The 26,958-nt window shown below is 70.0% G+C and carries 21 protein-coding genes; 13 read left to right on the top strand and 8 right to left on the bottom strand.

Going from position 1 to position 26,958, the window contains the following annotated elements:
• Nucleotides 1-92: 92 nt before the first annotated feature.
• Nucleotides 93-998: a helix-turn-helix transcriptional regulator gene (locus tag HWX00_RS12425; RefSeq protein ID WP_059560878.1), complete on the bottom strand. Its 906-nt coding sequence runs from the start codon at nt 996-998 to the stop codon at nt 93-95.
• A 118-nt stretch (nt 999-1,116) separates the two neighbouring features.
• Here HWX00_RS12425 and HWX00_RS12430 point away from each other — a divergent pair, with 118 nt between their 5' ends.
• The 3 genes from HWX00_RS12430 (at nt 1,117) to HWX00_RS12440 (ending at nt 5,040) form a co-directional block, all read left to right on the top strand.
• Nucleotides 1,117-2,037: a LysR family transcriptional regulator gene (locus HWX00_RS12430; RefSeq protein ID WP_049033807.1), complete on the top strand. Its 921-nt coding sequence runs from the start codon at nt 1,117-1,119 to the stop codon at nt 2,035-2,037.
• A 275-nt stretch (nt 2,038-2,312) separates the two neighbouring features.
• Nucleotides 2,313-4,187: an amidohydrolase gene (locus HWX00_RS12435; RefSeq protein WP_175028284.1), complete on the top strand. Its 1,875-nt coding sequence runs from the start codon at nt 2,313-2,315 to the stop codon at nt 4,185-4,187.
• A gap of 199 nt (nt 4,188-4,386) precedes the next feature.
• Complete coding sequence (locus HWX00_RS12440) at nt 4,387-5,040, top strand: hydrolase (protein WP_034192072.1); 654 nt, start codon at nt 4,387-4,389, stop codon at nt 5,038-5,040.
• A gap of 494 nt (nt 5,041-5,534) precedes the next feature.
• Here HWX00_RS12440 and HWX00_RS12445 read toward each other — a convergent pair whose 3' ends face one another.
• From HWX00_RS12445 to HWX00_RS12455, 3 genes are all read right to left on the bottom strand, one after another.
• Nucleotides 5,535-5,948, bottom strand: a complete 414-nt coding sequence (locus HWX00_RS12445) for a DoxX family protein (protein ID WP_034192071.1) — start codon at nt 5,946-5,948, stop codon at nt 5,535-5,537.
• 259 nt (nt 5,949-6,207) lie between these two features.
• Nucleotides 6,208-7,965 (bottom strand): ATP-binding protein, encoded by a 1,758-nt coding sequence (locus HWX00_RS12450; protein WP_034192070.1) that lies wholly within the window; start codon nt 7,963-7,965, stop codon nt 6,208-6,210.
• Between the two features lie 393 nt (nt 7,966-8,358).
• Nucleotides 8,359-8,760 carry a DUF3331 domain-containing protein gene (locus HWX00_RS12455; RefSeq protein WP_049028920.1) on the bottom strand — a complete coding sequence of 134 codons (402 nt, stop codon included), beginning with the start codon at nt 8,758-8,760 and terminating at the stop codon, nt 8,359-8,361.
• 419 nt (nt 8,761-9,179) lie between these two features.
• Here HWX00_RS12455 and HWX00_RS12460 point away from each other — a divergent pair, with 419 nt between their 5' ends.
• Nucleotides 9,180-10,160 carry an alpha/beta fold hydrolase gene (locus tag HWX00_RS12460; RefSeq protein WP_069706162.1) on the top strand — a complete coding sequence of 327 codons (981 nt, stop codon included), beginning with the start codon at nt 9,180-9,182 and terminating at the stop codon, nt 10,158-10,160.
• Between the two features lie 100 nt (nt 10,161-10,260).
• Here the strand turns inward: HWX00_RS12460 and HWX00_RS12465 are convergent, their stop codons facing one another.
• A complete protein-coding gene (locus HWX00_RS12465) occupies nt 10,261-11,841 on the bottom strand; it encodes an MFS transporter (protein WP_175028285.1) in 1,581 nt (526 codons plus the stop codon).
• Between the two features lie 83 nt (nt 11,842-11,924).
• Between HWX00_RS12465 and HWX00_RS12470 the strand changes: the two genes are divergently transcribed.
• Both HWX00_RS12470 and HWX00_RS12475 read left to right on the top strand, forming a co-directional pair.
• Entirely contained in the window at nt 11,925-12,959 is a 1,035-nt protein-coding gene (locus HWX00_RS12470; RefSeq protein ID WP_034192067.1) for an HlyD family secretion protein, read from the top strand.
• Nucleotides 12,956-14,392, top strand: a complete 1,437-nt coding sequence (locus HWX00_RS12475; protein WP_175028286.1) for an efflux transporter outer membrane subunit — start codon at nt 12,956-12,958, stop codon at nt 14,390-14,392. The genes HWX00_RS12470 and HWX00_RS12475 overlap by 4 nt, the downstream gene beginning before the upstream one ends.
• A 25-nt stretch (nt 14,393-14,417) precedes the next feature.
• Here the strand turns inward: HWX00_RS12475 and HWX00_RS12480 are convergent, their stop codons facing one another.
• Nucleotides 14,418-15,689, bottom strand: coding sequence for an NAD(P)/FAD-dependent oxidoreductase (locus HWX00_RS12480; protein ID WP_034192065.1), 1,272 nt, complete (start codon nt 15,687-15,689; stop codon nt 14,418-14,420).
• A 232-nt stretch (nt 15,690-15,921) separates the two neighbouring features.
• On the opposite strand from HWX00_RS12480, the gene HWX00_RS12485 reads away from it, so the two are divergent.
• From HWX00_RS12485 to HWX00_RS12515, 7 genes are all read left to right on the top strand, one after another.
• Nucleotides 15,922-16,194, top strand: a complete 273-nt coding sequence (locus tag HWX00_RS12485; protein WP_175028287.1) for a UBP-type zinc finger domain-containing protein — start codon at nt 15,922-15,924, stop codon at nt 16,192-16,194.
• 288 nt (nt 16,195-16,482) lie between these two features.
• Entirely contained in the window at nt 16,483-17,763 is a 1,281-nt protein-coding gene (locus HWX00_RS12490; RefSeq protein WP_175028288.1) for a c-type cytochrome, read from the top strand.
• The gene (locus HWX00_RS12495) at nt 17,760-18,260 is read left to right on the top strand and encodes a (2Fe-2S)-binding protein (RefSeq protein ID WP_034192062.1); all 501 of its coding nucleotides are present in this window, start codon (nt 17,760-17,762) and stop codon (nt 18,258-18,260) included. The genes HWX00_RS12490 and HWX00_RS12495 overlap by 4 nt, the downstream gene beginning before the upstream one ends.
• Nucleotides 18,260-20,521: a xanthine dehydrogenase family protein molybdopterin-binding subunit gene (locus tag HWX00_RS12500; protein ID WP_175028289.1), complete on the top strand. Its 2,262-nt coding sequence runs from the start codon at nt 18,260-18,262 to the stop codon at nt 20,519-20,521. The genes HWX00_RS12495 and HWX00_RS12500 overlap by 1 nt, the downstream gene beginning before the upstream one ends.
• Nucleotides 20,522-20,590: 69 nt before the next feature.
• A complete protein-coding gene (locus HWX00_RS12505; protein WP_034192060.1) occupies nt 20,591-21,508 on the top strand; it encodes a LysR family transcriptional regulator in 918 nt (305 codons plus the stop codon).
• Between the two features lie 141 nt (nt 21,509-21,649).
• Nucleotides 21,650-22,867 (top strand): MFS transporter, encoded by a 1,218-nt coding sequence (locus HWX00_RS12510; RefSeq protein WP_175028290.1) that lies wholly within the window; start codon nt 21,650-21,652, stop codon nt 22,865-22,867.
• 99 nt (nt 22,868-22,966) lie between these two features.
• Entirely contained in the window at nt 22,967-24,079 is a 1,113-nt protein-coding gene (locus HWX00_RS12515; RefSeq protein WP_175028291.1) for an alkene reductase, read from the top strand.
• Between the two features lie 70 nt (nt 24,080-24,149).
• Here HWX00_RS12515 and HWX00_RS12520 read toward each other — a convergent pair whose 3' ends face one another.
• Together HWX00_RS12520 and HWX00_RS12525 are read right to left on the bottom strand one after the other, a co-directional pair.
• On the bottom strand, nt 24,150-24,824 hold the full coding sequence (locus HWX00_RS12520; protein WP_059560844.1) for a hypothetical protein: 675 nt from the start codon (nt 24,822-24,824) through the stop codon (nt 24,150-24,152).
• Nucleotides 24,825-24,918: 94 nt separating this feature from the next.
• The gene (locus HWX00_RS12525; RefSeq protein ID WP_069706153.1) at nt 24,919-26,799 is read right to left on the bottom strand and encodes an amidohydrolase; all 1,881 of its coding nucleotides are present in this window, start codon (nt 26,797-26,799) and stop codon (nt 24,919-24,921) included.
• Nucleotides 26,800-26,958 lie beyond the last annotated feature (159 nt).

Consider the following 26,958-nt stretch of genomic DNA (forward strand, 5'->3'; position numbering starts at 1 on the left):
GCGAAGGGCGGCGCGCGCGTCCGGGCGCGTCGCAGACGACGGGCCGCGCCGGCATACGCGCTGCCCGCGGCGCCGGTATCGTCAGCGGCGACTCAGATATTGTCCATGCGCCACCGGCGCGGGCTGACGCCGGTCAGGCGCGTGAAGGTGCGCGAGAAGTGACTCTGGTCGGCGAACCCGCACGCCGCCGAGATCATGCTCAGCGGCATCTGCGGGTTGCGCAACCACGTCTTTGCCCGCTCGACGCGCTGCACGATCAGCCAGCGATGCGGCGGCATCCCGGCCGTCTGGTGAAACGCCTTGACGAAATGGCCGCGCGACAGGCCGCAGGCGCTCGCCACATCGGCGAGTCCGATTTTCCCGTCGAGGTGTTCGAGCAGCAGTTCCTTCGCCCGCTGCTCCTGCGACGGCGTGAGCTTGCCGGCCGACTTTTCCCGCCGCTCGCCGACGCCGCCGTACCGATGGGCGACGTGTGCCTGAAACGCCAGCCCCACATGATCGATGAAGAGCTGCGACGCCTGGTCGGGGCTAGACAGCGCCGGCAGCAACGCGCGGCCGAGCGCATGGATGATCGGGTCGTTCGCGCTGAGGTGAGGCGGCAGGTAGAGTTGCGGGCGTTGCCGGCCGCCGAGGTCGTCCACCGTCTCCTCCAGCGTATGGCGCGGCAGGTGGAAATGGAGGCAATCGAACGCGCCCTTGAGATCCGCCACCCAGTTGCGGTCGAGGTCGTGGATCGTCACGGTCCCCGCGTCGTACGGGACGAACGGCGCGCGGCGGCCGTCGAGCCACAGCTCCTGTTCGCCGAACGGGCGCAACTGCAGGACGATGAGATCCGAGTGCTCGGGCGTGTAGGGGGCGGTCAGCCCCATGTTCCTGCGCAGCGTCTTCAGCCGGCTGATGCCGACCTGCCCTTTCGGCAACGTCTGGGTAACGACGGTCTGCCGCACGTCGGCCGGCATGAAATCGGAGGTGGCGGTGTCTGACTGAGGCGCAGTCATCGGTTGACGCGAGCGGCGAATGACGAGGCTCGCCAGTCTAGCAAATCGCGGTGGGACGCGCTGCCCGTACCGCGCATGCGCTGGTATGATGCGCGAGCCCCTCCTCCCGGAACCCGCGATGAAGCTGTCATTCGAAGCGCTCGAGGCGCTGGACGCGATCGACCGCACCGGCACCTTTGCCGAAGCCGCGGAACTGCTGCATCGCGTGCCGTCCTCGCTGACCTACCTGGTGCAGAAACTCGAAAGCGATCTCGGCGTGGTGCTGTTCGACCGCAGCGGGCGGCGCGCGAAGCTCACGCATGCGGGACGCATCGTGGTCGAGGAAGGCCGACGCCTGCTGCGTGCGGCCGAGCAGCTCGAAATCAAGGCGCAGCGTGCGCAGCAAGGGTGGGAAACCGAAGTCCGCGTCTGCATCGACGAAATCCTGCCATTCGACGCGCTGTGGCCGTACGTGCACCGGTTCTACGCGCTCGGGATGGACACGCGGCTGCGACTGTCGACCGAAGTGCTCGGCGGCGCATGGGACGCGCTGATTTCGCGCCGCGCCGATCTGGTCGTCGGCGCGGCGGGCGACCCGCCGGAGCTGCCGGGCATCGTCGCGCGGCCGATCGGCTCGCTCAGGCACGTCTTCGCCGTCGCGCCGACGCATCCGCTCGCGTCGCTGCCCGAGCCGCTGCCGATGGCGTCGGTCGTCCAGTATCGCGGCGCGGTGATCAGCGATACGTCGCGCGAACTGCAACCGCAGTCGGTCGCGATCGACGCCGGCCAGCCGTATCTCGCGGTGCCGACGCTCGCGGCAAAGCTCGATGCGCAGTGCGAAGGGCTCGCGGTCGGCACGCTGCCGGAATGCATCGCCGCGCGCGCGATCGCCGACGGCAGGCTCGTCGCCCGCCAGGTGACCGGCATGCGCGACACCACGCACTGCTATCTCGCGTGGCGCGGCGACGAAGCAGGCCGCGCGCTGCACTGGTGGGTCGAGCAGCTCGACCGTCCCGACCTGGTCGAGCGCTTCACGGCGCCCGACAAATCGACCGGCTGATTCGTCCATTCACGGCCGGGGCTGGCGCGGGCAGCCAACCGTCCGACGCTTGACCGCGCACCCGTCATGCACGCCGCCGACCCGGCCTGCGCGCAACCGCACCATCCGCCTCACACCGCCCCCACCCGCCTCGATCGTTTCCTTTCAGATCGTTTAAGACGCCGCTCAGGACTTTCATCCGCGCGTCCCTTAACGTTGGAGTACGACGCCGACACGCGACAGCGCGCCGGCACGCCTCCACGACTCGCCGCGCGAGTACTCAAGGGAAACGCCAGATGACAGCCCAGACGAACGACGTGCCGATCGCGGACACGATCTTTTTCAACGGCAAGATTGCGACACAGGACGACAAGCGCTCGTTCGTCACCGCGCTCGCGGTGAAGGACGGCCGCGTGCTCGCCGCCGGCAACGAACACGACGTGATGCGCCACGCACGCGGCGACACGCCGCGCGTCGACCTCAACGGCCGCACCGCGATCCCGGGCCTGAACGATTCGCACCTGCACGTGATTCGCGGTGGCCTGAACTTCAACATGGAGCTGCGCTGGGACGGCGTGCCGTCCCTCGCGGACGCGCTCGACATGCTGCGCCGCCAGGTGCAGCGCACGCCCGCGCCGCAGTGGGTGCGCGTGGTCGGCGGCTGGAACGAGCTGCAGTTCGCCGAACGCCGTCTGCCGACGCTCGACGAAATCAACGCGATCGCGCCCGATACGCCGGTGTTCATCCTGCACCTGTACGACAGCGCGCTGCTCAACGGCGCGGCGCTGCGCGCGGTGGGCTACACGAAGGACACACCGAACCCGCCGGGCGGCGAGATCCGGCGCGATCGCCACGGCAACCCGACCGGGATGCTGATCGCGCGGCCGAACGCCGGCATCCTGTATTCGACGCTCGCGAAAGGCCCGAAGCTCGGCTACGACGACCAGGTGAATTCGACGCGGCACTTCATGCGCGAACTGAACCGTCTCGGCGTGACGAGCGCGATCGACGCGGGCGGCGGTTACCAGGCCTACCCGGACGACTACGCGGTCATCGTGGATCTCGCGAAACGCGGCGAGCTGACGATGCGCATCGCCTACAACCTGTTCACGCAGAACGCGAAGCAGGAGATCGAGGATTTCGCGAAGTGGGTGAAGATGACGAAGCCCGGCGACGGCGACGAATTCCTGCGCGTGAACGGCGCGGGCGAGATGCTCGTGTTCTCCGCCGCCGACTTCGAGGATTTCCTGGAGCCGCGCCCCGACCTGCCCGACACGCTCGAAGCCGAGCTGACGGCGGTGGTCCGCCTGCTCGTGCAGAACCGCTGGCCGTTCCGGCTGCATGCGACCTACGACGAATCGATCAGCCGCTTCCTGAACGTGTTCGAAGCCGTGAACCGCGAGATCCCGTTCAACGGGCTGCGCTGGTTCTTCGACCACTGCGAGACGATCTCGGACGCGAACATCGCGCGGATCGCCGCGCTCGGCGGCGGCATCGCGGTCCAGCACCGGATGGCGTTCCAGGGCGAGTACTTCATCGCGCGCTACGGCGCCGACGCGGCCACGCGCACGCCGCCGATCCGCGCGATGCTGGACGCCGGCCTGCCGGTCGGCGCCGGCACCGATGCGACGCGCGTCGCGAGCTACAACCCGTTCGTGTCGTTGTACTGGATGGTGTCCGGGCGCACCGTCGGCGGCACCGCGCTGTACGGCGAGCGCAACCGGCTCGACCGCATGGAAGCGCTGCGCCGCTATACCGTCGGCAGCGCCTGGTTCTCGAACGAGGACGATCGCAAGGGCGCGCTGGTGCCCGGCCAGTACGCGGATTTCGCGGTGCTTACCGACGACTACTTCACGGTCGACGAGCCGCAGATCAAATACCTGTCGTCGGTGCTGACGGTCGTGAACGGCAAGGTCGTGCACGCGGACGAGGAATTCGCGCCGCTCGCGCCGCCGCCGCTGCCGGTCAGCCCCGCGTGGTCGCCGGTGGCCGAGTTCGGCGGCTACAGCCGCTATCGCCCGGTCGCGGCTGCCCGCGCCTGCATCGACAGTTGCGCGAACCAGTGCGGCGTGCACGGGCACGGCCATCTGGCCGCGTGGCGCAACGACGTGCCCGTGAGCGACCACAACGGTTTCTGGGGCGCGCTCGGCTGCAGCTGCTTCGCGTTCTGAGCGCCGGCCACCCGGCCGGTTTCCTTCGCCGAAACGCGACGGGCGGCGCCGCCGCTCGTCCGCCGTGCACCCATGTGTCGCGCGCGCCGCGCGCACCGCATGGATGCGCACCCTTCCAGGCTGTGCCGATCCGATATCGGCGCGGCCCAACCCGTGCGTCGATCGTCTTCGGCGCCCGACCTACTCTTGGAGAATTGCAATGCCCACCGCTTCGGCCCAACCCGGCAAGTCGCTGATCAACCCGACCAATCACACGCTGATCATGATCGACTTCCAGTCGCAGATGTCGTTCGCGACCAAGTCGATCGATCCGAACCTGCTGCGCAACAACACGTCGCTCGTGTCGAAGGCCGCGAAGGAATTCAACGTGCCGACGATCCTCACGACGGTCGCCGAGAAGACCTTCTCCGGTCCGATGTACGAGGAAATCACGTCGGTCTTCCCCGAGGAAAAGCTGATCGACCGCACGTCGATGAACACCTGGGAAGATCCGCGCATCGCCGAACGCGTGAACGCGATCGGCAAGAGCAAGATCGTGCTCGCCGGGCTGTGGACGTCGGTCTGCATCGTCGGCCCGTCGCTGTCGGCGATCGATCAGGGCTTCGAAGTGTATGTGATCGCCGATGCATGCGGCGACGTATCCGACGAAGCGCACGAGCGCGCGATGCAGCGCATGATCCAGGCCGGCGCGCGTCCGATGACGTCGCTGCAATACCTGCTCGAGCTGCAGCGCGACTGGGCGCGTACCGAGACGTACGCGCAGACCACGAAGACCGCCGCGCAACATGGCGGCGCATACGGCCTCGGCATCACCTACGCGAAGTCGATGTTCGGCGCGAGCGAAGGTCACTGACCGGTGTCGCGGGCGGCATGCCGCCCGCGAACGCCGCATGCTGCCGGCGGCGCCTGCGTCGCCGGCAGTGCCCTTGCCGGGCATCGCGTCAGCCGGTCGAACCGGGCGGACGCTTCATCTCCTTCCTGATCCGTACGATCGGGCCGAGCGGGCATGCCCCTTCCCGGCCGGCGGGATCATCCTCCTTTCTTCCATCGCGCCCCGTTCGATCGCGAACCCGCTCGTCGCCCGCGCCGGTTCGGGTTTGCCGCCGACGACCGGGCACACGTCATCGCTTCGACGCCGACGGACGCTCGGCACGGCCACCGCACGGACGGCCGTATGAAGCCGCGTGCCGACGAATCCCGCTCGTCCGGCCGACGCACCATAGCGGGCCACGCGCGGGAAATCCGCTACATCGATACGAAAACCGGACGCTCGCGGCACCGGAGCCGGCTGGCTTCGTCCGGCCGCGAACGGCGCACGGGTATGCGCCGACGCAGGCCGCCAACGCGCTATTCCTGCCGGCGAATGACGGCGGGCAGCGCATAACGGCCGGCGCCCGCGATGGCGATCGTGCCGAACAGGATCAGCAGCATCCATGCGAATTGCCCGTCGCGCAGCGACCAGTCCGGATGGACGAACACCAGCGCGACGAGCGTGACGATCAACACCGGCAGCGCTGCAAGCCTCGTCCACACGCCGACGATCATGAAGACCGGGCAGACGACTTCGGCGAAGATCGCGAACAGGATCGACAGCGTCCGGCCGAGATGAAACGGATCCTCGATGGCGGCGGCTTCCGCCGTGTAGTGGATGAGCTTCGGCAGGCCGTGAACGGCGATCAGCAACAGACTGGCGGCGACCCGCAGGAACAGCAGGCCGAGATCGACGGCGTGGCGGGAAAGATTCGATTGGGCAGGATTCATGCGACGGGAAAAGGATGAGGTTCGGTTCGGCGCAAGGCCGCGGCGACACGCGTACCCGGCGTCGGGCGCGTGTTGCCGCGCTTGCGATCGGCGGCGTCGCGCGACCCCGGCGCACGCGCGCGGCGGCCGCCGCACGCGCGCCGCCGGGTCGCCGGCGCGTTCATGCAATCTACGCGGGCAGCCCGCCGCTGTCCCGCTGTTGCCCCGCCGATTGCCTGAAACGTTCTGAAGCGCGATACCGCCGCCCGCGACCGTGTCGTTACGACCCGCCCGAACGCGGTTCGGCTTCGGCCGCATCGAGTCCGATCGCGTGCGCGTCGGGCCACGTTTCCTGCACGGCCGTCTGCGCGGTTGCCGCGGCATGGACGGCCAGCAGCCGTGTGCGCGTGTCGACGGACACCGGCGGCGCATCCGGATCGCGCATCGCGTCGAGCGCCGCGCGCGCCCGTTCGCGGCACTCGTCGACGAGCGACAGCTCGAACAGGCAGGGTACCGCGACGGCCGCGAGCGCCATGCCGAGCGCGGTGTCGCCGTGCGCGGAGAACGCCCAGTCGAGCGCCTCGCGCAGATTGTCGAGTTCGCGCCGCACCGCATCGAGCCGCGTGCCGCCGTCGTCCGGCGCATCCGTGAACGACGTCAGGAAATAGTGTGCGTGCGCGCGTGCCGCCGCCTCGCACTCGCCGTGCGCGTCGAGCTGCTGCTGCGCATACGCGCGCGTGGTCGCGAGCAGCCGGTAGCGCGGCACCTCCTGCGCGGCGTCGAGGATCAGCAGCGACTTCGACACCAGGCCGGCGATCGTGTCGAGCAGCCGCGTGCCGGTCAGGCCGCGAGTCCCGACAACGCCGCGCACGGCCTCGATCGAAAACCCGCCGCGGAACACGCCGAGCCAGCGCAACAGCAGGCGCTCGTCGTCGTGGAGCAAGCGGTCGCTCCAGTCGTACATCGCACGCAGCGTCCGGTGGCGCGGCAACGCAGTGCGAAAGCCGCCGGTCAGCAGCCGGAAATGGTCGTCGAGGTGCGCGGCCAGCACGTCGATGCCGAGCACGGCGGCACGCGCCGCGGCCAGTTCGATCGCGAGCGGCAAGCCGTCGAGCCGGCGACAGACCGATGCCATCAGCGACACGCTGCGCGCATCGAGCGGGAAACGCGGGTCGGCCGCGCAGGCGCGCGCCGCGAACAGTTGCACCGCGCTCGCGCGCATCGCGTCGTCATCGTCTTCGCCCGGCACGTCGAGCGGCGGAACCGGGCAGACGCGCTCGCCGTTGATGCGCAACGCCTCGCGACTGGTCGCGAGCACGCATGCCCCGCCGGCCGCATCGGTCAGCGCGCTGGCGAGCTGCGCCGCCGAATCGAGCAGATGCTCGCAGTCATCCAGCACGAGCAGCATCCGGCGATGCGCGACGCGGGCGAGCACGGTCTCGAGCGTCGGCGATCCGGCCGGCTGCGCGACACCCAACGCAGCGGCCAGCGCCTCGGGAACGAAACGCGGGCACGCGACTGTCGCCAGCGACACGACGACCGTGCCGTCGGGAAACCGCGCACCGGCACGCGCGGCCGCCTCGACCGCGATGCGCGTCTTGCCGATGCCGCCCGCGCCGACCAGCGTCACGACGCGGGCAGCCTGCAGCGCGGCCAGGACGTCGGCCACCGCCTGTTCGCGGCCGAACAGCACGCTCGACACACTCGTGGCGCGCACCGCTGCGGTACGCACGGGCACCTCGCCGTCATCCTGTCGTGCGACGAGGCGATAACCGCGGCCCGGCACCGTCACGATCAGGTTGCGATCGTCGGCCAGCGCCTTGCGCAGCGACGCGATGTGCACCTGCAGGTTGTTTTCCTCCACGACCGTGTGCGGCCAGACGCGCTGCATGATTTCGTCTTTCGAGACCAGTGCGCCGTTCGCCCGAATCAGCAACTCGAGAATGTCGAATGCGCGACTGCCGATACGCAGCAGCTTGCCGTTCGAACGGATTTCACGTCTGTCTAGAAAAACGTGAAGTGTTCCAATCCGGATCATGGGAATTTCTTGTGGATGACATTCAACGGCGCACAGTCGAAATCGCGCGCCGGTTTCGACTTCAATGCTACGGCATTTGCATGAATGAAAGATTCAAATTATTGAAATGAAGCGATCGAATTTTTTGAAATGACGCGCATCGGTCCGGATGGCAGCCTGCCGCGGCGGGGCCGGCCCCGCCCCGCACACGCCGGCCTGCGTCATGCGCGAATGCCTCATTCATTCGTGAATGCATTTCCAATTCCCTGATGAAATGCATTTCAGGATGTTTTCAGGAAAATACAGCTTTTCGTCGTATCGAAACGAACGGCCGTGGTTAATGGGTGGCCTGAATCGGCCCGCCAATTCTTTCAAATTCATTTCACCGCAGTCGGTATGTCGACAGGCAGCGCGTCACGCCCGCACCTGGCGCGACACGAACTGGTCGACCGCGGACGCGAGAACCATCTCGCGGCAATTCGCCGGACGTTTCGCGCCGCGCCACTGCGGCTTGTAGATCGCGTCGCCATGACGGATCTCGTGGCCGGTGAGCGCGCAGCGCCCGCGGGCGCGCGCCTTCGCGCTGATCCAGCGCTGCTCGTCGTAGCGGCAGTGCGTCGGGTCGCTCCACGACACCAGCACGGACGAATCGGTCTGCCGCTCGACGGCGACGATCGCGCTGTGGCGCCGCACGCTGCCGCTCGACGGTATCGAGACGTCGCCATGGCGACGGCTGCGCGGCGCGATCCAGCGGCCCGCATCGAGCGGCGGGCCCAGCAGCGTCATCGTGTGTGCCCAGCGGTTGAAGGCATCCATGTCGGCATCTCCAGGCAAATGTCGGGCGGTCCGGCGCGATCGGACCCGTTTGTGCCGCGACACGCGTCGTGCGCCGGCGCGCATCGGCGCGAATCGGCGCGCCCCGTGCGATCCACGGCAAGCGGACGGATCCCACGATAGCCACGCGCGGCTGAATAGTCCCGGTCGCGCGCTTAATCGATCTGCCGTGCGGTCGTCGCGGCCGGCCAACCGGCCGTGTTCATAACAATTCAGCCGTAATTCAGTACGGCGCGCAGTCCGCCGGGATAGGCTCCGGTCGGCATGCATTCGTCGGCATTGCGCGCCCTGCCGGGTGCGCAACGACCGGCGCGGGCCTGCTGCCAGGCGCCACGGCTGCGGCCGCCGCCTCGCCCGCCATTTCCCGCGGCGCCCCGGCGCCGCACCTATCAGGAGTTTCGATGGATTCCGTCAAGAACGACGTGGTGCCGTCGGCCCGCCGCCGCGACATGCTCGTGGCCGGCGCGACCGCCGTCGCCGCAGCCGCCCTGCCGGCCGCGGCTGCCGCGGCCGCCACGCCCGCCCGCGCCGCCTCTTCCACCCACGCTGGAGCACACACGATGAACACGATCGTCACGAAGGACGGCACGCAGATCTACTTCAAGGACTGGGGCACCGGCCGCCCGGTCGTGTTCTCGCACGGCTGGCCGCTGTGCGCGGATGCCTGGGACGCGCAGATGCTGTTCCTCGTGCAGCACGGTTATCGCGTGATCGCGCACGACCGCCGCGGCCACGGCCGTTCGAGCCAGCCGTCGCGCGGCAACGACATGAACACGTACGCGGACGATCTCGCCGCGCTGCTCGACGCACTCGACGTGCGCGACGCAACGCTCGTCGGCCACTCCACCGGCGGCGGCGAAGTCGCGCGCTACATCGGCCGTCATGGCACGAAGCGCGTGGCGAAGGCCGTGCTGATCGGCGCCGTGCCGCCGCAGATGGTGAAGTCGCCGACCAATCCGGGCGGCCTGCCGATGGACGTGTTCGACGGCATCCGCAAGAACGTCGCGGAGAACCGTTCGCAGTTCTACAAGGATCTCGCGGTGCCGTTCTTCGGTTTCAATCGCCCGAACGCAAAGGTGTCGCAGGGCACGATCGACGCGTTCTGGTCGCAGGGGATGATGGGCGGCATTCACGGCCAGTACCTGTGCGTGAAGGAGTTCTCGGAAGTCGACTACACCGAGGACCTGAAGAAGTTCGACGTGCCGACGCTCGTGCTGCACGGCGACGACGACCAGATCGTGCCGATCGACGATTCGGCCCGGCTGTCGTCGAAGATCGTCAAGCATGCGGTGTTGAAGGTGATCGAGGGCGGCTCGCACGGCATGTGCGTCGTGAGCGCCGATCGCATCAACGCCGAGCTGCTCGCGTTCCTGCAGGCGTAAGCGCGCCGTCCGTCGCGGCGGCGCGCATGCCGCCGCGGCGGACGCCGCCCGTGCGCCGTTCAGGACTTTTCAGGAAATTTCAGATCGCCCGGTGCGGCGCTCACGGCGTCCGCACCGGGCGCAGCAGGATGCCGAGCAGCGCGCCGGCGAGCGCGAACGCCATCGCCACGCGGAAGTTGTCGGCCAGCGCGAGCGTCGTGGCCTGCACGCGCACCGCGCGATCGACGAGCGCATAGGCCGCCTGGTTGCCCGTCGCGAACGTGGCGCCATGCGCGACCAGCGACGCCGCGCCGGCCCGCAGCCGTTCGAGCGTTTCCGGATCCGACAGCGACACATGCAGACCGACGAGATTCGAATGGGTAGCCTCCCTGATCCGCTGAACCACCGCGATCGCCGTCGTACCGAGCTGCCCGCTCAGCAGGCGCGTCGCCTGCACGACCGCGCCGAACGTCAGCGCATGCTCGGCCGTCACGTGCTTGCCGAAGAAGAAGATGACCGACGTGAGCGCCATCGTCTGACCGAGCGCCTGCAACAGTTGCGACGGAATGAAGTCGGGCTCGGCCCAGACCGGCGTGAGCCGCGACCCGAGCGCGAACGCGATCGCCACCATCGCGAAGCCGGCGACGATCAGCCGGCGCGGATCGACCCGTTGCAGCAACAGCGCGACGCACGGCGCGAACAGCAGTTGCGGGATCGCGATCCAGCGCAGCGTATCGCCGATCTGCAACGGCCGCAGGCCGTACGTGCTGGCGAGGAACAGCGACGGGATGAAGCTCGTGTTGAGCACGGTGAAGCGCACGAGGCCGACGAGCACGATCAGCAGCGCGATGTTGGGCCGCGTGAGGTAGCCGAGGTCGAGCCCCGCCCGCGGCGAAGCGAGTTCATGGATCAGGAACGCGGCGATCATCAGGATGCCGGCAGCCAGCAGCGCGACGATCAGCGGCGACTGCAGCCAGAACAGCCGCTCGCCCTGGTCGAGCGCGATGCACAGGCACGCGAAGCCGCCCGCGCCGAGCAGCATCCCGCGCGCGTCGACGCCGGACACGAAGCGCTTGATCGGCTCGTCGCCGAGCGACAGCATCAGGCACGCGATGAACGGCACGGTCAGCGCCGCGTTCTGCCAGAACAGCCAGCGCCAGCTCAGGTGTTCGCTGTACCAGCCTTCGGGCGTGGCCGACAGGTTCAGCGACATCTCCAGATTCATCGCATACGCGGCGATGCCGAACGGAATCAGCCGCGGCGGCAGCGTGCGCACGACGAAGCCGACCGTCAGCGGCACGAACACGCCGGACGCGAGCCCCGCGACCGCCTGGCACACGATGAACGCGCCGAACCGCGTGCAGAGCGGCAGCATGCTTTCCGCGCCGAGAAACACGACGGCGCCCGCGACCAGCACGCGGCGCGTGCCGAACATGAAGGCCGCCGCGATCGCGAGCGGCCCGACGAACATCTGCGACGCGGTAAACGCGGTGTTGATCCACGCGCCTTCGTCGACGCCCACGCCCAGCGCGCCGCGCACGTCGGCCAGCCCGAGCGACGTGATGCGCGACGTCAGCGTCGCGATGATCGCGCCCAGCAGCACGGCCGCGATCGCGGCGATCGACCGAAACGTCGGAATGTCGGAGGCCGGCCCCGCGGCCGGCGCCGGCACGGCACGGCCGGTGGTGAACGTCGTGTTCATCGTCGAGCGGCTCCCGCCTGTCAAGCTGGCGCAAGCATAACGCGGTGCGTCGAATCCTGCCCGTACGATGGAGTTGGCCGATCATGACCCCACCCCCACCCACCCCCGCGCCGTCGCCCGCCGGGCCCGCGCGTTCCCGAAAGCCGGCCATCGTCGCGATCGCCGCGATCGCGCTGCTGCTCGTCGCCTTGCTCGTGTACGAGTTCGACGCACGCGATCGCGGCACCGACGACGCGTACGTGACCGGCCACCTGCACGTGATCTCGCCGCGCGTCGCCGGCACGGTCGAACGTGTGCTCGTCGACGACAACCAGTTCGTGCACGCGGGCGACGCGCTCGTGCAGATCGACCGGCGCGACTTCGACGTGCGCGTCGCCGCGCAGCGCGCACGCGTCGCCCAGGCGCATGCCGATGCGAGCCGCGCACACGCGCTGATCGAGCAGGCGGACGCGGCGCTTGTATCGGCGCACGCCGATGCCGACAAGGCCGAGCTCGACTACGCACGTGCACGCGAACTGACCCGCGAGACGCCGCGCGGCCTGTCGAGGCAGGAGTTCGATGCGGCCGATGCCGCACGCAAGTCCGCCCGCGCGCGCGTCGCGGCGGCCGACGCGCAACGGCGCAGCGCCATCGCCGCTGCTCAGGCCGCCGACGCGGCGTCGAGCCAGAACGACGCCGAGTTGCGCGACGCGCTGCTGCAGCTCGGCTACACGGCGGTCGTCGCGCCGTCGGATGGCTACGTCGGCAAGAAGACCGTCGAGACCGGCGAGCATGTCGCGCCCGGCCAGGCGCTGCTCACGCTGGTCGAGCCGCATCCGTGGATCGTCGCCAATTTCCGCGAGACGCAGCTGCGACACGTGCGCGTCGGCGACGCCGTGCAACTGCGCTTCGATGCGCTGCCGGCGCGCGCGTTCAGCGGCCGCATCGACAGCCTGTCGCCCGCGACCGGCGCGCAGTTCGCGCTGCTGCCGCCCGACAACGCGACCGGCAATTTCACGAAGGTCACGCAGCGCGTACCGGTGAAGATCCTGCTCGACGGCCCGGCCGCGACGGAGCCGCGCATCCGGCCCGGGCTGTCGGTCGTCGTCACGCTGCAACCCGCCCGCGAATCGCGATGAAGCGCGCCTTCGCCCTGCTCGCCGCGAGCCTGCTGGCCGCATGCTCGATTGCGCCGCAACCGCTCGCCCCCGTGCCGGTCGGACACGACGGGTTCCGCCATGTCGACCCGTCGACCGATGCGCGTGCGCCATCGCTCGATACGTGGCCCGCCTGGTTCGGCGACCCGCGGCTCGGCCGCCTCGTTGACGCCGCGCTCGCGCACAATCTCGATATCCGCGCGGCGGCCGCGCGCGTCGACCAGGCGCAGGCGCTGCTCGGCGTGCGCGAGGCCGCGCTGGCGCCGACCGTGCGCGTCGACCCGTCGTTCAGCCGTACGCGCGTATCCGGCACGGTCGACAACGCGCTGCCGAAGCGCACGATGCACAACTGGTCGGTTCCGCTCGCCGCGCGCTACGAAGTCGATCTATGGGGCCGCTTGCGCGGCGATGCCGATATCGGCGAACAGAACGTGCTGCAGGCGGCGGCCGACCGCGATGCGGTGCGTCTGCGGGTGGCGACCGAAGTCGCGGCCGACTACCTGACGCTGCGCTACGTCGACGACGATCTCGTGACGCTCACCCGCGCGATCGGGCTGCGGCGCACCGCGCTCGACGTGATCGCCGCCCGCGTGCGGGCCGGCGCGGCGAGCGATCTCGACGGGCTGCGCGCGTCGGCCGATCTCGATACCGCGCATGCCGATCTCGCGGAGAGCCGCCGGCTGCGCGAGAACCTCGTCGACGCCATCGCGGTGCTGACCGGCGTGTCGCCGACCGCGTTCGACATCGACACGGCCGCCGTGCCCGTGCAGGTGCCCGATGTGCCGGCCGTGCTGCCGTCCGCGCTGCTTGCCCAACGCCCGGACGTATTCGCGGCGGCACGGCGTGCCGACGCGGCGTCGCTCGAGCTGGGCATCGCGCGCACCGCGTGGCTGCCGACGCTCACGCTGACCGCCGACGGCGGTTTCGCCACCCGCGACCTGCGGTCGTTTCTCGACCGCAACAGCTCGCTGTGGAGTCTCGGCGCGAACGTCGCGCTGACGGTGTTCGACGGCGGCAAGCGCGACGCCGCGGTGGCTGCCGCGCGAGCCGGCACGGACGTCGCCGACGCCAACTATCGCGCGGCCGCGATCGGCGCGTTGCGCGACGTGCAGGATGCGCTCAACGACATCGCCGCGCAGAAGGAACGGATCGCGCGCTACGACCACGCGGCGCACGCGACGGACGCCGCGGCGCGGCTGTCGCTGAGCCGTTACGCGCACGGTTACGTCAGCTATCTGGAAGTCATCGACGCCGATCGCGATGCGCTGAATGCGCGACGCCAGCTGATTCACAGCCGGCAGGCGCTGGCCGTCGCGACGGTGACCCTCGTCCGCGCGCTGGGCGGCGGGTGGACGCCGCCGGCGCGCGCCGGCCGGGACGGGTGGCACGACGCGACGCGGGCCGACGCGCGATGAATGCATCGAACGGCCCGCGCGCGCGTCACGCGCCCGCGAGCCGATGCGCATCCTCGCCGAGAAACCGGTGCACGAAGGTCACGGCCATCGCGCCTTCGCCGACCGCCGACGCGACGCGCTTGACCGATCCCGATCGCACGTCGCCGGCCGCGAACGATCCCGGCACGCTGGTTTCCAGGTGGTACGGCCGCCGCTCGAGCGGCCACACGCGCTCGAACGCCGGACAGTCGTATAGGTCGCCGCCGGTGACGAGATAACCGCCCGGATTGCGGATGATGTCGGTGTCCTTCGCCCAGTCGGTATTCGGCGCGCCGCCGATGCACACGAACAGGCGCGTGGCCGGCAGCCGTTCGAGCGTGCCGTCCGCCGAGCGAAGCTCGATCGCGTCGAGCCAGCCGTCGCCGTGCAGCGCGGCGACGCTCGACCGGTAGCGGACCTCGATGTTCGGCGTGCGCTCGATCCGGTCGATCAGGTAGCGCGACAGCGTGTCGGCGAGCGACGCGCCGCGCACGAGCATCGTCACCTGGCGCGCATGCCGCGCGAAATTCATCGCGGCCTGGCCGGCCGAATTGCCGCCGCCGACGATGAACACCTGCTCGCCCGCGCACATCGGCGCTTCGCTCGACCCGGCGCCGTAGAACAGCCCCGCATTGAGAAACGCCGGCTCCTCCGGCAGCCCGAGGCTGCGATATTCGATGCCGGTCGCGCAGATGTTCGCGCGCGCGACCAGGATCGACCCGTCGGCGAGCTCGACGCGAATCTTGCCGTCCACGAACGTCGCATGCACGCCCTCGCGCATCGTCAGCAGCTCGACGCCGAACTTCACCGCCTGCTCGCGCGCGCGTTCCGCGAGCTCCGCGCCCGGGATGCCGTCGGGGAAGCCCATGTAGTTCTCGATCAGCGAACTCGTGCCGGCCTGCCCGCCGATCGCGCCGCGCTCGATCACGACCGCGCGCAGCCCTTCGGACGCCGCGTAGACCGCCGCCGACAGCCCGGCCGGCCCCGCGCCGTAGATCGACACGTCGTATTCGACGAAGCGCGGGCGCGCGACCCAGCCGAGCCGTGCGGCGATTTCGGCCAGGGTCGGCTGGTACAGGCGCGACCCGTCCGGAAAGATCACGACCGGCAGCCGGATGTCGCGCAGCGGCGCGATGCCGAGCACCTGCGCGCAGTCGGCGTCGGATGTCAGCTCGCACCAGTCGTACGCAATCATGCGCCGCTGCAGGAAATCGCGGATCGCATACGCGTCCCTGCTGCGCGGCAGGCCGACGATCCGCACGTGTTGCGGTTGATCCATGAGCACCTCCCGATGATGTCGATGTCGATGTCGATGTCGGATGCGGCCCGGCCGGTGCCGCGGCCGGACGCATTCGCGACTGTACGCCGCCGGCGCGGGCCGCGCGGGCCGCTTCATGACAATTAAGGTCCGGCCGCGACGCGACGCTGCACAATGCCGCATCCCCTCCCGCTTGCGGCCTCGTGCCGGCCGCGCCGCAAGCGTCGCTCCCGCGCCGGCATCGGAGCGCAAGATGGCCAACGCCTGTACGCATCTCGACGAAGCACGCGTGTTCGACACCGACAAGGACGACTGTGAGGCATGCGTCCGATCGGGCAGCCGCTGGGTGCATTTGCGGATGTGCCTGATCTGCGGGCACGTCGGCTGCTGCGACTCGTCGCCGAATCGCCACGCGAGCCGGCATTTCCGTGAAACCGGCCACCAGCTCGTCCGCTCGATCGAGCCCGGCGAGCGCTGGATCTGGTGCTACGCGGACGAAGTCGTCGCCGGCGAGGTTCCGTCATGACGCGGCGCATTCCGGCCGAGCCAGGGCCGGACACCGTTCAGAACGTTTCAGCGCCGCTTAAGGCAATGGTCGCGGCCTCTGCGTAGACTGCGTTCATGAGCTGCCGCGCAGGACGGCGCTTGCGCCCGTTATCGACTGCTGGAGTGACACCATGATCCCCGTCGCCAATCACCGCCGCGCCGCAACCCGGTCGCGGCCGCATCGGGCGGCCGCGCACGGCCGACCCGCATCGTCCGGCGTTGCCGCGCACCGCATCGCTTGCGGCGCACCGCGTCGCGTGGAGCGCGCATGAAGCACAAACGACTCTGGTTCGGCGCGGCCGGCGTGGCGATCGCGGGCATCGCGGTCGCGATCGGCATCATGGTGCGGCCGTCGATCGCGCCGATCGATCCGCCCGCCCCCGCTTCGTTCGATCCGCAGCTGGTGCGCGCCGGCGCGCGCGTCGTCGCGCTCGGCGACTGCATCGTGTGCCACACCGCGAAGGACGGCAAGCCGTTCGCGGGCGGGCTGCCGCTCGCGACGCCGTTCGGCACGATCTACGCGACCAACATCACGCCGGATGCCGAAACGGGGATCGGCCGCTGGTCGCGCGACGCATTCGCCCGTGCGTTGCGCACCGGCATCGGACGCAACGGCCAGCCGCTGTACCCGGCGTTTCCGTACATTCATTTCACGCGGATGTCGGACGACGACATCGCCGCCGCGTACGCGTACCTGATGACGCGTGAGCCGGTACGTGCGACGGCGCCCGCGAACGACCTGATATTTCCGCTGAACTTCCGGCCGCTGGTCGCGTTCTGGAACGTGCTGTTCTTGCGCGAGGGCGCGTATCGACCGGACCCCGCGCAGTCCGCGCAATGGAATCGCGGCAGGATGCTCGTCGACGGGCTCGGCCACTGCGCGTCGTGCCATTCGCCGCTGAACGCGATCGGCGGCGAGCAGCGCGGCCGCGCGTTCGACGGCGGTATCGTCGACGGCTGGGAAGCGCCGCCGCTCAATGCGCTCGGCCAGGCCGCACGGCCGTGGACGCAGGCGCAGCTCGTCACCTACCTGCGTACCGGCCGCGCGAGCGAGCATGGCGCGGCGGCCGGGCCGATGCTGCCGGTCACGCGCGACCTCGCGCGGGTGCCGGTGGAGGACGTGGAGGCGATCGCCGCGTACATCCTGTCGATCCAGAAGCCGGCGAATGCGCGCGCGGCCGCGAACCCGGTCGAACGCGCCGCGACGACGCCGGCCGCGCGACGCGGCGCGGTACTGTTCCAGGCGTCGTGCGCGCAGTGTCACGGGCCGGCCGCGCCGATGCAGTCGATCGGCGAGCGGCCGACGCTCGCGTTCAGCACGGCCGTCAACGCCGATACGCCGCGCAACGCGATCCAGATGATGTTCAACGGGATCGGCTGGCACGGCGAGGACACGCTGAACTACATGCCGTCGTTCATCGACCAGTACGACGACGCGCAGATCGCCGATCTCGCCGCGTACGTGCGCGAGACCTATACCGACCGTCCCGCCTGGCCGGGCGTCGACGCGATGGCCGCGAAGCTCAGAAAAGAGGACACCGCACGATGATTACCCTCACCGTCAACGGCGTGCGGCACACGCTGGACATCGATCCGTCCACCCCGCTGCTGTACGCGCTGCGCAACGACCTGCACCTGCACGGCGCGAAATTCGGCTGCGGCCTCGGACAATGCGGCGCCTGCACCGTGATCGTCGACGGCAAGCCGACCTTCTCGTGCCTGATGCCGGTGGCCGCGGTCGGCGCGCGCGGCGTGCGCACCATCGAAAGCCTCGGCACCGCCGAGCATCCGGGCCCGCTGCAACGCGCGTTCATCGAGCACCAGGCCGCGCAGTGCGGCTACTGCATCGCCGGGATGATCATGCGCGCGCAGGCACTGCTCGAACGCAATCCGAAGCCGACCGAACAGGAACTGCGCACGCACATGGAACCGAACCTGTGCCGCTGCGGCACGCACATGCGGATTCTCGCGGCGGTGCGCTCGGTCGCGGGGCTGCCGGCCCCCGAACCCGCGTCCGCTCCCGTCACGATCAGCAAGGGGCTGTGATGAATTCCCACGACGACATCGACGAAGGCCGCCGGCACTTCATCGTCTCCGGCGCGCTGTTCGTCGCGTTCAGTCTCGCACCCGCGTCGCGCGCGGCCGCGCAGTTGGTGATCGCCGACGAAGGCGCGGCCGTCCACGTGGCGAAAGCCACCCAGGCGCTCGCCGGCAGCCTGAAGACCAATCCGCTGCTCGACGCGTGGGTCAAGATCGCGCCCGACGGCAAGGTCACCGTGTTTACCGGCAAGGTCGAGCTCGGCACCGGCGTGCGCACCGCGTTGCTGCAGGTGGCCGCCGAGGAACTCGACATGAAGCCGTCGCTGATCACGTTCCTGACGGCCGACACCGGCGCGTCGCCGGACGAAGGACTGACCGCCGGCAGCCATACCATGGCCGACAGCGGTTCAGCGCTGCTGAACGCGACCGCGCAGGTGCGCGCGCTGCTGGTGGAAGGCGCCGCGAAACGCTTCGGCGTCGATCCGCGCGTGCTGACGACCGCCGACGCGGTGATCAAGGCGCCCGACGGCCGCACGATGACCTACGGCGACGCGATCCGCACGGTCGACCTGCACCGCAACGCGGCCCCCACGTCGCCGCTGAAGAACCCGGCGACGTTCGCCGTGATCGGCACGTCGCTGCCGCGCGTCGACATCCCGAACAAGGTCACGGGCGGCATCAGCTACGTGCAGGACATGCAGTTGCCCGGCATGCTGCATGCGCGCGTCGTGATGCCGCCGGTGTACGACGCGAAGCTGCTGTCGTTCGACGAAGCCGCGATCCTGAAGCTGCCCGGCGTCGTGCGCATCGTGCGCAACGGCAGCATGCTTGCGGTGGTCGCACAAGGCGAGTGGCAGGCGGTGGTCGCGCAGCGCGCGCTCGCGGCCGGCTGCCGCTGGTCGCCGGGCCGCCAGCTGCCCGAACGCGCCACCGTCCATCAGGATCTCAAACGGATTTCGACGCAGCGTATCGAAATCGCGAACACGCATGCGCCAACCGCGCCGGCCGTGAAGACGCTGAACGCGACGTTCCTCAAGAATTACCTGATGCACGGGTCGATCGGACCGTCGTGTTCGGTCGCGCATCTCGATAACGGGATGATGACGGTGTGGACCCACTCGCAGGGCGTCTATCCGCTGCGCGACGCACTCGCCGAGATGCTGTCGATGCCGAAGGCGAGCGTGCGCTGCATTCACACCGAAGGGTCCGGCTGCTACGGGCACAACGGCGCGGACGACGCGGCGGCGCACGCCGCGCTGATCGCGGCCGCGATGCCGGGCAAGCCGATTCGCGTGCAATGGATGCGCGAACAGGAACACACGTGGGACCACTTCACGCCGGCGATGGTGACGGAGGTCAGTGCATCGCTCGATGCGGGCGGCCGCATCGTCGACTGGAACTATGCGTTGTGGAGCAGCTCGCACAACGAACGGATCGTCAACGCGGGCCGGCTGCTGCCCGCGCGCATGCTCGAGCCGCCGTTCGTGCCGGCGCCGTCGACGCCGATGCTGCAACCGGAGGGCGGCGGCGACCGCAACGCGATCCCGCTGTATGCGCTGCCGAACCAGCACATCGTCAACAATTTCTCGCCGACGATGCCGCTGCAGACGTCCGCGATGCGTTCGCTCGGCGCGCACACCAATGTCTGGGCGATCGAAAGCTTCATGGACGAACTCGCGCACGCGGCCGGCGCCGATCCGGTCGAATTCCGGCTTCGTCACATGGAAGACCATCGCGCGCGACAAGTGATCCAGCTCGCCGCGAAGCACTTCGGCTGGCCCAGGCCGCCGCGTGCGCGCAATCGCGGCGTCGGCTTCGCGTTCGGCAAGTACAAGAACCTGATGGCATACGTCGCGATCGCGGTCGAGGTGTCGGTCGTCCCGGAAACGGGCCAGGTGACGCTCGAACACGCGGAAGCGGCCGTCGATGCAGGCCAGATCGTATCGCCGGACGGCATCCGCAACCAGATCGAGGGCGGCATCGTGCAGGCCGCGAGCTGGACGCTGTACGAGGCGCTGAAGTACGACACCGAGCGCATCCGCAGCTTCGACTGGAGCAGCTACCCGATCCTGCGCTTTTCGGCCGCGCCGCAAAGCATGAAGGTTCACCTGGTCAATCGTCCCGGCGCGCCGTTTCTCGGCGCGGCCGAGGCGTCGATGGGGCCGACCGCCGGCGCACTGGCCAACGCGATCTTCGACGCGACCGGCCAGCGCCTGCGGGAAATGCCGTTTGCCGGCGACGCGCTGCGCAAGCGCATCGACGCCTGACGGCCCGATCAACGACACGGCGCCGGCACGCCCCGGCGCCGCAAGCCGACAGGCTGGAGAACCCCGACGATGGACACCTTGCTTTCGATGCGCGTCTTCACGCGCATCGTCGAAACCGGCAGCTTCACGCGCGCATCCGACACCACCGGCCTCACGACGCCGCGCGTGTCCGCCCTGCTGAGCGGGCTCGAGCAGCATCTCGGCTGCCGGCTGCTGAACCGCACCACGCGCCGGATCTCGCTGACCGAGGACGGCCAGGCGTACTACGAACGCTCGGTCGCGGTGCTCCGCGAGATCGACGACATGGAGGCCTCGGTATCGCAGGCCCGCAACGTGCCGCGCGGCCGGCTGAAGGTGAACCTGCCGCCGGCCATGGCCAAGCAGATCATGGTGCCCGCGCTGCCGGCGTTTCTCGCCGCCCATCCGGGCATCATGATCGAACTCGGCGTGACCGATCGCCAGATCGATCTCGTCGGCGAAGGCGTCGACTGCGTGGTGCGCATCGGCGCGCTCGACGATTCGGGGATGATCGCCCGGCGGATCGGCAGCCTGACCACCTGCACGTGCGCGTCGCCCGCCTATCTCGCGCAGTTCGGCGAGCCCGCCACCGTCGACGATCTCGCGCAGCACGTCGCGGTCAGCCACATCTCGGCCGACACCGGGCGGCCGCGCCCGTGGGACTACGTCGTCGACGGCGAGCCGCGTGTCATGCAGATGTGCGGCACGGTCGCGGTCAACGATGCGGACAACTACATCGCGTGCGGCGTCGCGGGCATCGGGCTGATCAAGACGTCGCTGTACCTGGTCGAGCCGTACCTGCAGTCGGGACGGCTGCGCGAAGTGCTGACCGACTTCAACGCGCCGCCGCGCCCGATCTCGGTGCTGTATCCGCCCAACCGGCACGTCCCGGTCAAGCTCAAGGTGTTCGTCGACTGGCTGGCCGGCCTGTTCGCGCAGATTCCGACGCTGCAGGGCCAGCGCGGCTGAACGCACGCGTTCCGGCACCTTTGCGCGGCACGCAATGCTCGATTGCGTGCCGGACCCATTCCGCGCCGGCCGCCCGGTCAATAGCATTCACGGTATCGCGGCCGGTTACGTCGCCGCCCTGTTTCCTTCCCGGAGCCGACCATGTCAACGGATACCCCCCCGCTCGCCTCGCCCGCACCCGCGGTCAAGCTCACGCAGGCGCTCATCCTGCTGTTCGCGTTCAGTTGCGGCGCGATCGTCGCGAACCTGTACTACGCGCAACCGATCACCGAACTCATCGCCCCCGGCCTGCACATGTCGAGCGGCGCGGCGAGCCTGATCGTGTCGCTGACGCAGATCGGCTACGCGTTCGGGCTGTTCTTCATCGTGCCGCTCGGCGATCTGCTCGAAAACCGCAAGCTGATGATCGTCACGGCCGTCGTGTCGATCGCGAGCCTCGCGGCCGCCGCGGTCGTCCGCACGCCGGGGCTGTTCCTCGCGGTCTCGCTGCTGATCGGCTTCAGCTCGGTGGCGGTGCAGATCCTCGTGCCGCTCGCCGCGCATCTGGCACCGGACCACTCGCGCGGCCGCGTCGTCGGCACGATCATGAGCGGGCTGCTGCTCGGCATCCTGCTCGCCCGGCCGCTGTCGAGCATCGTGGCCGACGCGTTCGGCTGGCGTGTCGTGTTCGCGGGCGCCGCCGTGGTGATGACGCTCGTCACGGCCGTGCTCGCGCTGACGATTCCGTCGCGTCAGCCCGACCATCGCGCCACCTATTTCGCGCTGATCGGCTCGCTGCTGCATCTCGTGCGCACGATGCCGGTGCTGCGCCATCGCGCGTTCTACCAGGGCCTGATGTTCGCGTCGTTCAGCCTGTTCTGGACCGCCGTGCCGGTCGAGCTGACGCGTCACTACGGACTGTCGCAATCCGCGATCGGCCTGTTCGCGCTCGTCGGCGCGATCGGCGCGACGTCGGCGCCCGTCGCGGGCCGTCTCGCGGATGCCGGCCACACCGTGCGCGCCACGCTGATCGCGCTGGTCGCCGGCACGCTGGCGTATGCGAGCGCGCCGGTTCACGGCGCCGGCGTGTACGGCCTCGTCGTCACCGGCATCGTGCTCGACTTCGCGGTGCAGATGAACATGGTGCTCGGCCAGCGCGAGATCTACGCACTGCACGCGGCGAGCCGCAACCGGCTGAACGCGCTCTACATGACGAGCATCTTCGTCGGCGGCGCGGCCGGCTCCGCGCTCGCGAGCCCGCTGTACGAGCATGGCGGCTGGCCGCTCGTCGCGGCCGTCGCGGCGGCGTTCCCGCTCGTCGCGCTCGCCCATTACGTCGCGATCGGCCGCCCGCACGCGCGACGTCACGCGCACGCGTGAACCGCCGCCGACGGCGCGGCACCGCGCGGTCGGCCTGTCACACGGCATCGTTGCCGCGCGGTCCTGACCGCGCCCATCCTCACCCATGAAGGAGTCCTCATGTCTTCCCTGCTCGCTCCGTACGACCTGCGCGGCCTCGCGCTGCCCAACCGCGTCGTGATGGGCCCGATGACGCGCTCGCGCGCGCCGTCGCGCGGCCTGCCGACCGAACTGATGGCCGAGTACTACGCGCAGCGCGCGTCCGCCGGCCTGATCGTGACCGAGGCGACCAACGTCAGCGCCGCGTCCGCGGCATTCGAGCTGACGCCGGGGCTCGTCGACGACGCGCAGGCCGCGGGCTGGAAAAAGATCACCGACGCGGTCCATGCGAACGGCGGGCGCATCTTCGCGCAGCTGTGGCACGGCGGCCGGGTCAGCTCGCTGACTCTGCTCGGCGGTGCCGCGCCGTTGTCGCCGTCCGGCGTCAACGACGATCTCGAACAGTTGCAGGTCTGGGCGCAGTTGCAGAACGGCTATTACACGAAGATTCACGCGACGCCGTCGCGCGCGATGACGACCGCCGAGGTCGTCGACGCCGTGGACGAATTCCGCCGCGCGGCGGCGCGTGCGATGGCGGCCGGCTTCGACGGCGTCGAGATCCATGCGGCGAACGGTTATCTGCCGCACCAGTTCCTGTCGTCGACGCTGAACCGCCGCGACGATCGTTACGGCGGGTCGGTCGCGAACCGCGCGCGCTTTCTGGAGGAAATCGTCGCGGCGGTCGGCGGCGTGATGCCGCTCGCGCGTGTCGGCGTGCGCATCTCGCCGTACGCGAAGTACAACAACGTGCGCGATGCCGACCCGGATGCGACGCTGGCCTACGTCGGCCGCATGCTCGACGAAGCCGGCGTGGCCTATCTGCACGCGGCCGACACCAACGGCTGGAGCGGCGAGCCCGACCTGCCGCGGATCGTCGAGCATGCGCGCCGGTCGTTCGGCGGCACGTTGATCGTCAACGGCGGCATTGCGCCCGATGCCGCGCAGGCGCTGATCGACGCGGGCGACGCCGATCTCGTCGCGTTCGCGCGTGCCTACATCGCGAATCCGGATCTCGTCGAACGCATTGCCGCGCGCGCACCGCTCGCCGAGCCGAAGACGGCCGGCTGGTACGGCGGCGATCGCGCCGGATATGTCGATTACGCACGGTACGACGCGGCAGGCGCGCACGCATGAGCGGCGTATCGGCCGCCGCGCCCGCACCGCGGCCCGCGCAGGCGGCCGGCGCGGCGCCGGCCGCCCGCCGTCAACCGTCGTTCCAGCGCGCGCCGAGCACACGCCCGCAGAAATTCGGCCGGTAAAATTCCGCATCGAAGCGTTCGAGCACGTCCGCGCTCCATGTGCCGAACGTCGACGGCGCCCGATGTTCGACGCCGCGCGCGACCGCTTCGAGGAAGGCTTCCGCGAAACCGCCGTCGCGCGGGTAAGCGGCGAGCAGCGCGTCGCGCTCCTGCAGCGTGTACGCGTCGAAATCGGTTGCCATCAGGTCCGTCGAGACGGCCGCCGCCAGCGCGCGAGAGAGCGGCGATACGCGGGCGGCCACGCCCGGCGTGGTATGCAGCGCGATCGCATACCACACGTCGTCGCGCATGCGCCGCGGCCGGCGATGCCGAAGCAGCAGCGCGCGCGCCGCATCCGCGCCGTCGACTTCGTATCGCGCGGTCGAACGGCAGTACGCGTAACTCAACCCCATGTTGGCGTACATCGCGGCCACGAACAGCGCATCGGCGTCGCACGGTTCGCCCGCGCGACGCGCGGCGAGCGACGCGAGGACGAACACGCGTCCGGCATGATCGGCGAGCGCGGCCGGCAACGCGGCGCGTGCCGCATCGGCCGCCTCGATCGCAACCGGCGTGCGCGGAATGCCGACGCCCGCCACTTCGTCGCCCGCTGCCTGAGCGCGCGTACGCGCAACCTTCATCCTGCCTCCTCCAGGCCCCGCGCCGGGGGCCGAAAAACGATCGTTTCGCGCGGCGCCTGCGCGTCGGCGTTTCCTGCGCACCGGCACGCGCAGGCTAGAAAACGACGCAGCGGCGCCCAAACGCCGCGCAGCGATCGACCGCGCCGGACGCCGCCGGATAACGCGACCGCGCGAAGCGCCGCGCGGCGCCGCGTGCGCGGCACGCATCCGCGCCGACGTCGGCGCACGCTTCGCCGCAGCCCGCCGCCCCCGTACGGTCGCGGCTGCCCGCCGCGGCTCCGGCCACCGGCGACCATCCCGGGCTGACCGGCAGCGGCGGCGGCGCGAGCGACAGGAATTCCGCATCCGCATGCACGATCCGGCCGTCGACGACCGTCAGCACCGACGCAAGCGACGGGATGCGCGGCGCATCGATCGTGAAGTAATCGTCGGTGAGCACCGCGAAATCCGCGTACTGGCCGGGCATCAGCGCGCCCTTGCACGCGTCTTCGTTCGAGAACCATGCACTGCCCACCGTAAAGCGGCGCAGCGCCTCCATCCGGCCGAGCCGGTTGCGCGCCGGATAGAGCGCGGTGCCGCCGACGGTACGCCCCGATACCATCCAGTACAGCGCCACGAACGGGTTGTAGCTCGCCGCGCACGTCGCGCCGGTCCCCGCGCCGACCGGCAGGCCGGCGTCCAGCATCGCGCGGATCGGCGGCGCGCGCGTGGCGGCGCCGGCGCCGTAGCGGGCCACGAAGGCCTCGCCCTGGAACGCCATCCGCGGCTGAATCGTCACGCCGCCGCCCAGCGCCGCGATCCGCGCGATGTTCGCGTCCGCGATCCGCTCGCAGCGGTCGAAGCACCAGCGCAGCCCGTCGAACGGCGTCTCGCGATCGACGGCCTCGAACACGTCCAGGAAGCGGCCGATCGACTCGTCGTGGATCGCATGCAGGCGGAACGGCCAGCGGTGACGCACGAGCAGCCGGACGACCGGGGCGAGTTCGGCTTCGAGCGACGCCGGCAGATCGCGGCGCAGGTCGAGGAAATTGCCCAGATCCACGGCCGAGAATACGAGCCGCGCACCCGCGCCGTTCGTGCGCAGGAACGCGTCGCCGCCGCCGGGCGTCATCTGCGCGATCCACTGCGCGAAGTCGTCGAGCTCCCGTCCCGCGCGTTGCGCGCCGACGCTGTAGGCGATGCGCGCCGTCAGTTCGCCGCGCCGCGCGAGCTCGACGATCGCCGCGTAGTCGTCCGGATAGGCCAGCCCGTCGCCGCCGGCATCGATCACGCTCGTCACGCCGACGCGATTCAGCGCATGCAAGAGCTGCCGCGTGGAATTCAGCCGGTCGCCGCCGCCGAGCGTCGGGCCTTGTGCGAGCGCCGCCTGCAGCACGGCCGGGTCCGGGCGTGCCAGCAGCAGGCCGGTCGGCCGCCCGTGGCGGTCGCGCCGAAGCTCGCCGCCGGGCGGATCGGGCGTGTCGCGCCCGTAGCCGAGCGCGCGCACCGCGGCCGCATTCAGCCACGCGCTGTCGTCCAGATGCTGGATGAACACCGGCGTATCGGGCGCGATCGCGTTCAGTTCGGCCACCGTCGGGCCGCGCTTTTCCGCGAACTGGAAGGCGGTCCAGCCCGCCGCGACGCGCGCCCACTGCGGCGCGGGCGTGCGCTGCACCTGGCGGCGCAGCAGGTCGAGCGCATCGGCGAGCGACGTCACGCCGTCCCAGCGCAATTCCATGTTGAAGCTCAGGCCGCCGCCGATCGCGCCCAGATGCGCGTCGTTCAGGCCGGGGATCGCGGTGCGCCCGTTCAGGTCGATGCGGGTCGTGCCGGCACCCGCGTGACGCAACACGTCGCGATCGCTGCCGGTCGCGACGATGCGCCCGCCCGCGACCGCGATCGCGCTGACGAACGAACGCGTGTCGTCCTGGGTCGCGATCTTGCCGTTGAAGACGACGAGGTCCGCCGCACGTGCAGAGTCCACGGCCCTAAGCACCCTGCGCCCTCCCGAGCGGCTCGGCGGGCGCGCGGCGGCCGCCTCCCGGCATGCCGTCCGGCGGCACGCGGCGAGCCCGACGTCGCGCGTCCGTATGCCGGCACGCGGGCGCCGCGCCCCCGTCGAATGCGCCGTTGCGTGCCGCGTGCGTGCGCGGCC

The organism is Burkholderia seminalis DSM 23518, assembly GCF_902832885.1.
Classification (GTDB): domain Bacteria; phylum Pseudomonadota; class Gammaproteobacteria; order Burkholderiales; family Burkholderiaceae; genus Burkholderia; species Burkholderia seminalis.

What these genes read in the sequence shown, in the direction of transcription:
- HWX00_RS12425 (WP_059560878.1), bottom strand. Translation starts at nt 998, where the DNA reads ATGACTGCGCCTCAGTCAGACACCGCCACCTCCGATTTCATGCCGGCC.
- HWX00_RS12430 (WP_049033807.1), top strand. Translation starts at nt 1,117, where the DNA reads ATGAAGCTGTCATTCGAAGCGCTCGAGGCGCTGGACGCGATCGACCGC.
- HWX00_RS12435 (WP_175028284.1), top strand. Translation starts at nt 2,313, where the DNA reads ATGACAGCCCAGACGAACGACGTGCCGATCGCGGACACGATCTTTTTC.
- HWX00_RS12440 (WP_034192072.1), top strand. Translation starts at nt 4,387, where the DNA reads ATGCCCACCGCTTCGGCCCAACCCGGCAAGTCGCTGATCAACCCGACC.
- HWX00_RS12445 (WP_034192071.1), bottom strand. Translation starts at nt 5,948, where the DNA reads ATGAATCCTGCCCAATCGAATCTTTCCCGCCACGCCGTCGATCTCGGC.
- HWX00_RS12450 (WP_034192070.1), bottom strand. Translation starts at nt 7,965, where the DNA reads ATGATCCGGATTGGAACACTTCACGTTTTTCTAGACAGACGTGAAATC.
- HWX00_RS12455 (WP_049028920.1), bottom strand. Translation starts at nt 8,760, where the DNA reads ATGGATGCCTTCAACCGCTGGGCACACACGATGACGCTGCTGGGCCCG.
- HWX00_RS12460 (WP_069706162.1), top strand. Translation starts at nt 9,180, where the DNA reads ATGGATTCCGTCAAGAACGACGTGGTGCCGTCGGCCCGCCGCCGCGAC.
- HWX00_RS12465 (WP_175028285.1), bottom strand. Translation starts at nt 11,841, where the DNA reads ATGAACACGACGTTCACCACCGGCCGTGCCGTGCCGGCGCCGGCCGCG.
- HWX00_RS12470 (WP_034192067.1), top strand. Translation starts at nt 11,925, where the DNA reads ATGACCCCACCCCCACCCACCCCCGCGCCGTCGCCCGCCGGGCCCGCG.
- HWX00_RS12475 (WP_175028286.1), top strand. Translation starts at nt 12,956, where the DNA reads ATGAAGCGCGCCTTCGCCCTGCTCGCCGCGAGCCTGCTGGCCGCATGC.
- HWX00_RS12480 (WP_034192065.1), bottom strand. Translation starts at nt 15,689, where the DNA reads ATGGATCAACCGCAACACGTGCGGATCGTCGGCCTGCCGCGCAGCAGG.
- HWX00_RS12485 (WP_175028287.1), top strand. Translation starts at nt 15,922, where the DNA reads ATGGCCAACGCCTGTACGCATCTCGACGAAGCACGCGTGTTCGACACC.
- HWX00_RS12490 (WP_175028288.1), top strand. Translation starts at nt 16,483, where the DNA reads ATGAAGCACAAACGACTCTGGTTCGGCGCGGCCGGCGTGGCGATCGCG.
- HWX00_RS12495 (WP_034192062.1), top strand. Translation starts at nt 17,760, where the DNA reads ATGATTACCCTCACCGTCAACGGCGTGCGGCACACGCTGGACATCGAT.
- HWX00_RS12500 (WP_175028289.1), top strand. Translation starts at nt 18,260, where the DNA reads ATGAATTCCCACGACGACATCGACGAAGGCCGCCGGCACTTCATCGTC.
- HWX00_RS12505 (WP_034192060.1), top strand. Translation starts at nt 20,591, where the DNA reads ATGGACACCTTGCTTTCGATGCGCGTCTTCACGCGCATCGTCGAAACC.
- HWX00_RS12510 (WP_175028290.1), top strand. Translation starts at nt 21,650, where the DNA reads ATGTCAACGGATACCCCCCCGCTCGCCTCGCCCGCACCCGCGGTCAAG.
- HWX00_RS12515 (WP_175028291.1), top strand. Translation starts at nt 22,967, where the DNA reads ATGTCTTCCCTGCTCGCTCCGTACGACCTGCGCGGCCTCGCGCTGCCC.
- HWX00_RS12520 (WP_059560844.1), bottom strand. Translation starts at nt 24,824, where the DNA reads ATGAAGGTTGCGCGTACGCGCGCTCAGGCAGCGGGCGACGAAGTGGCG.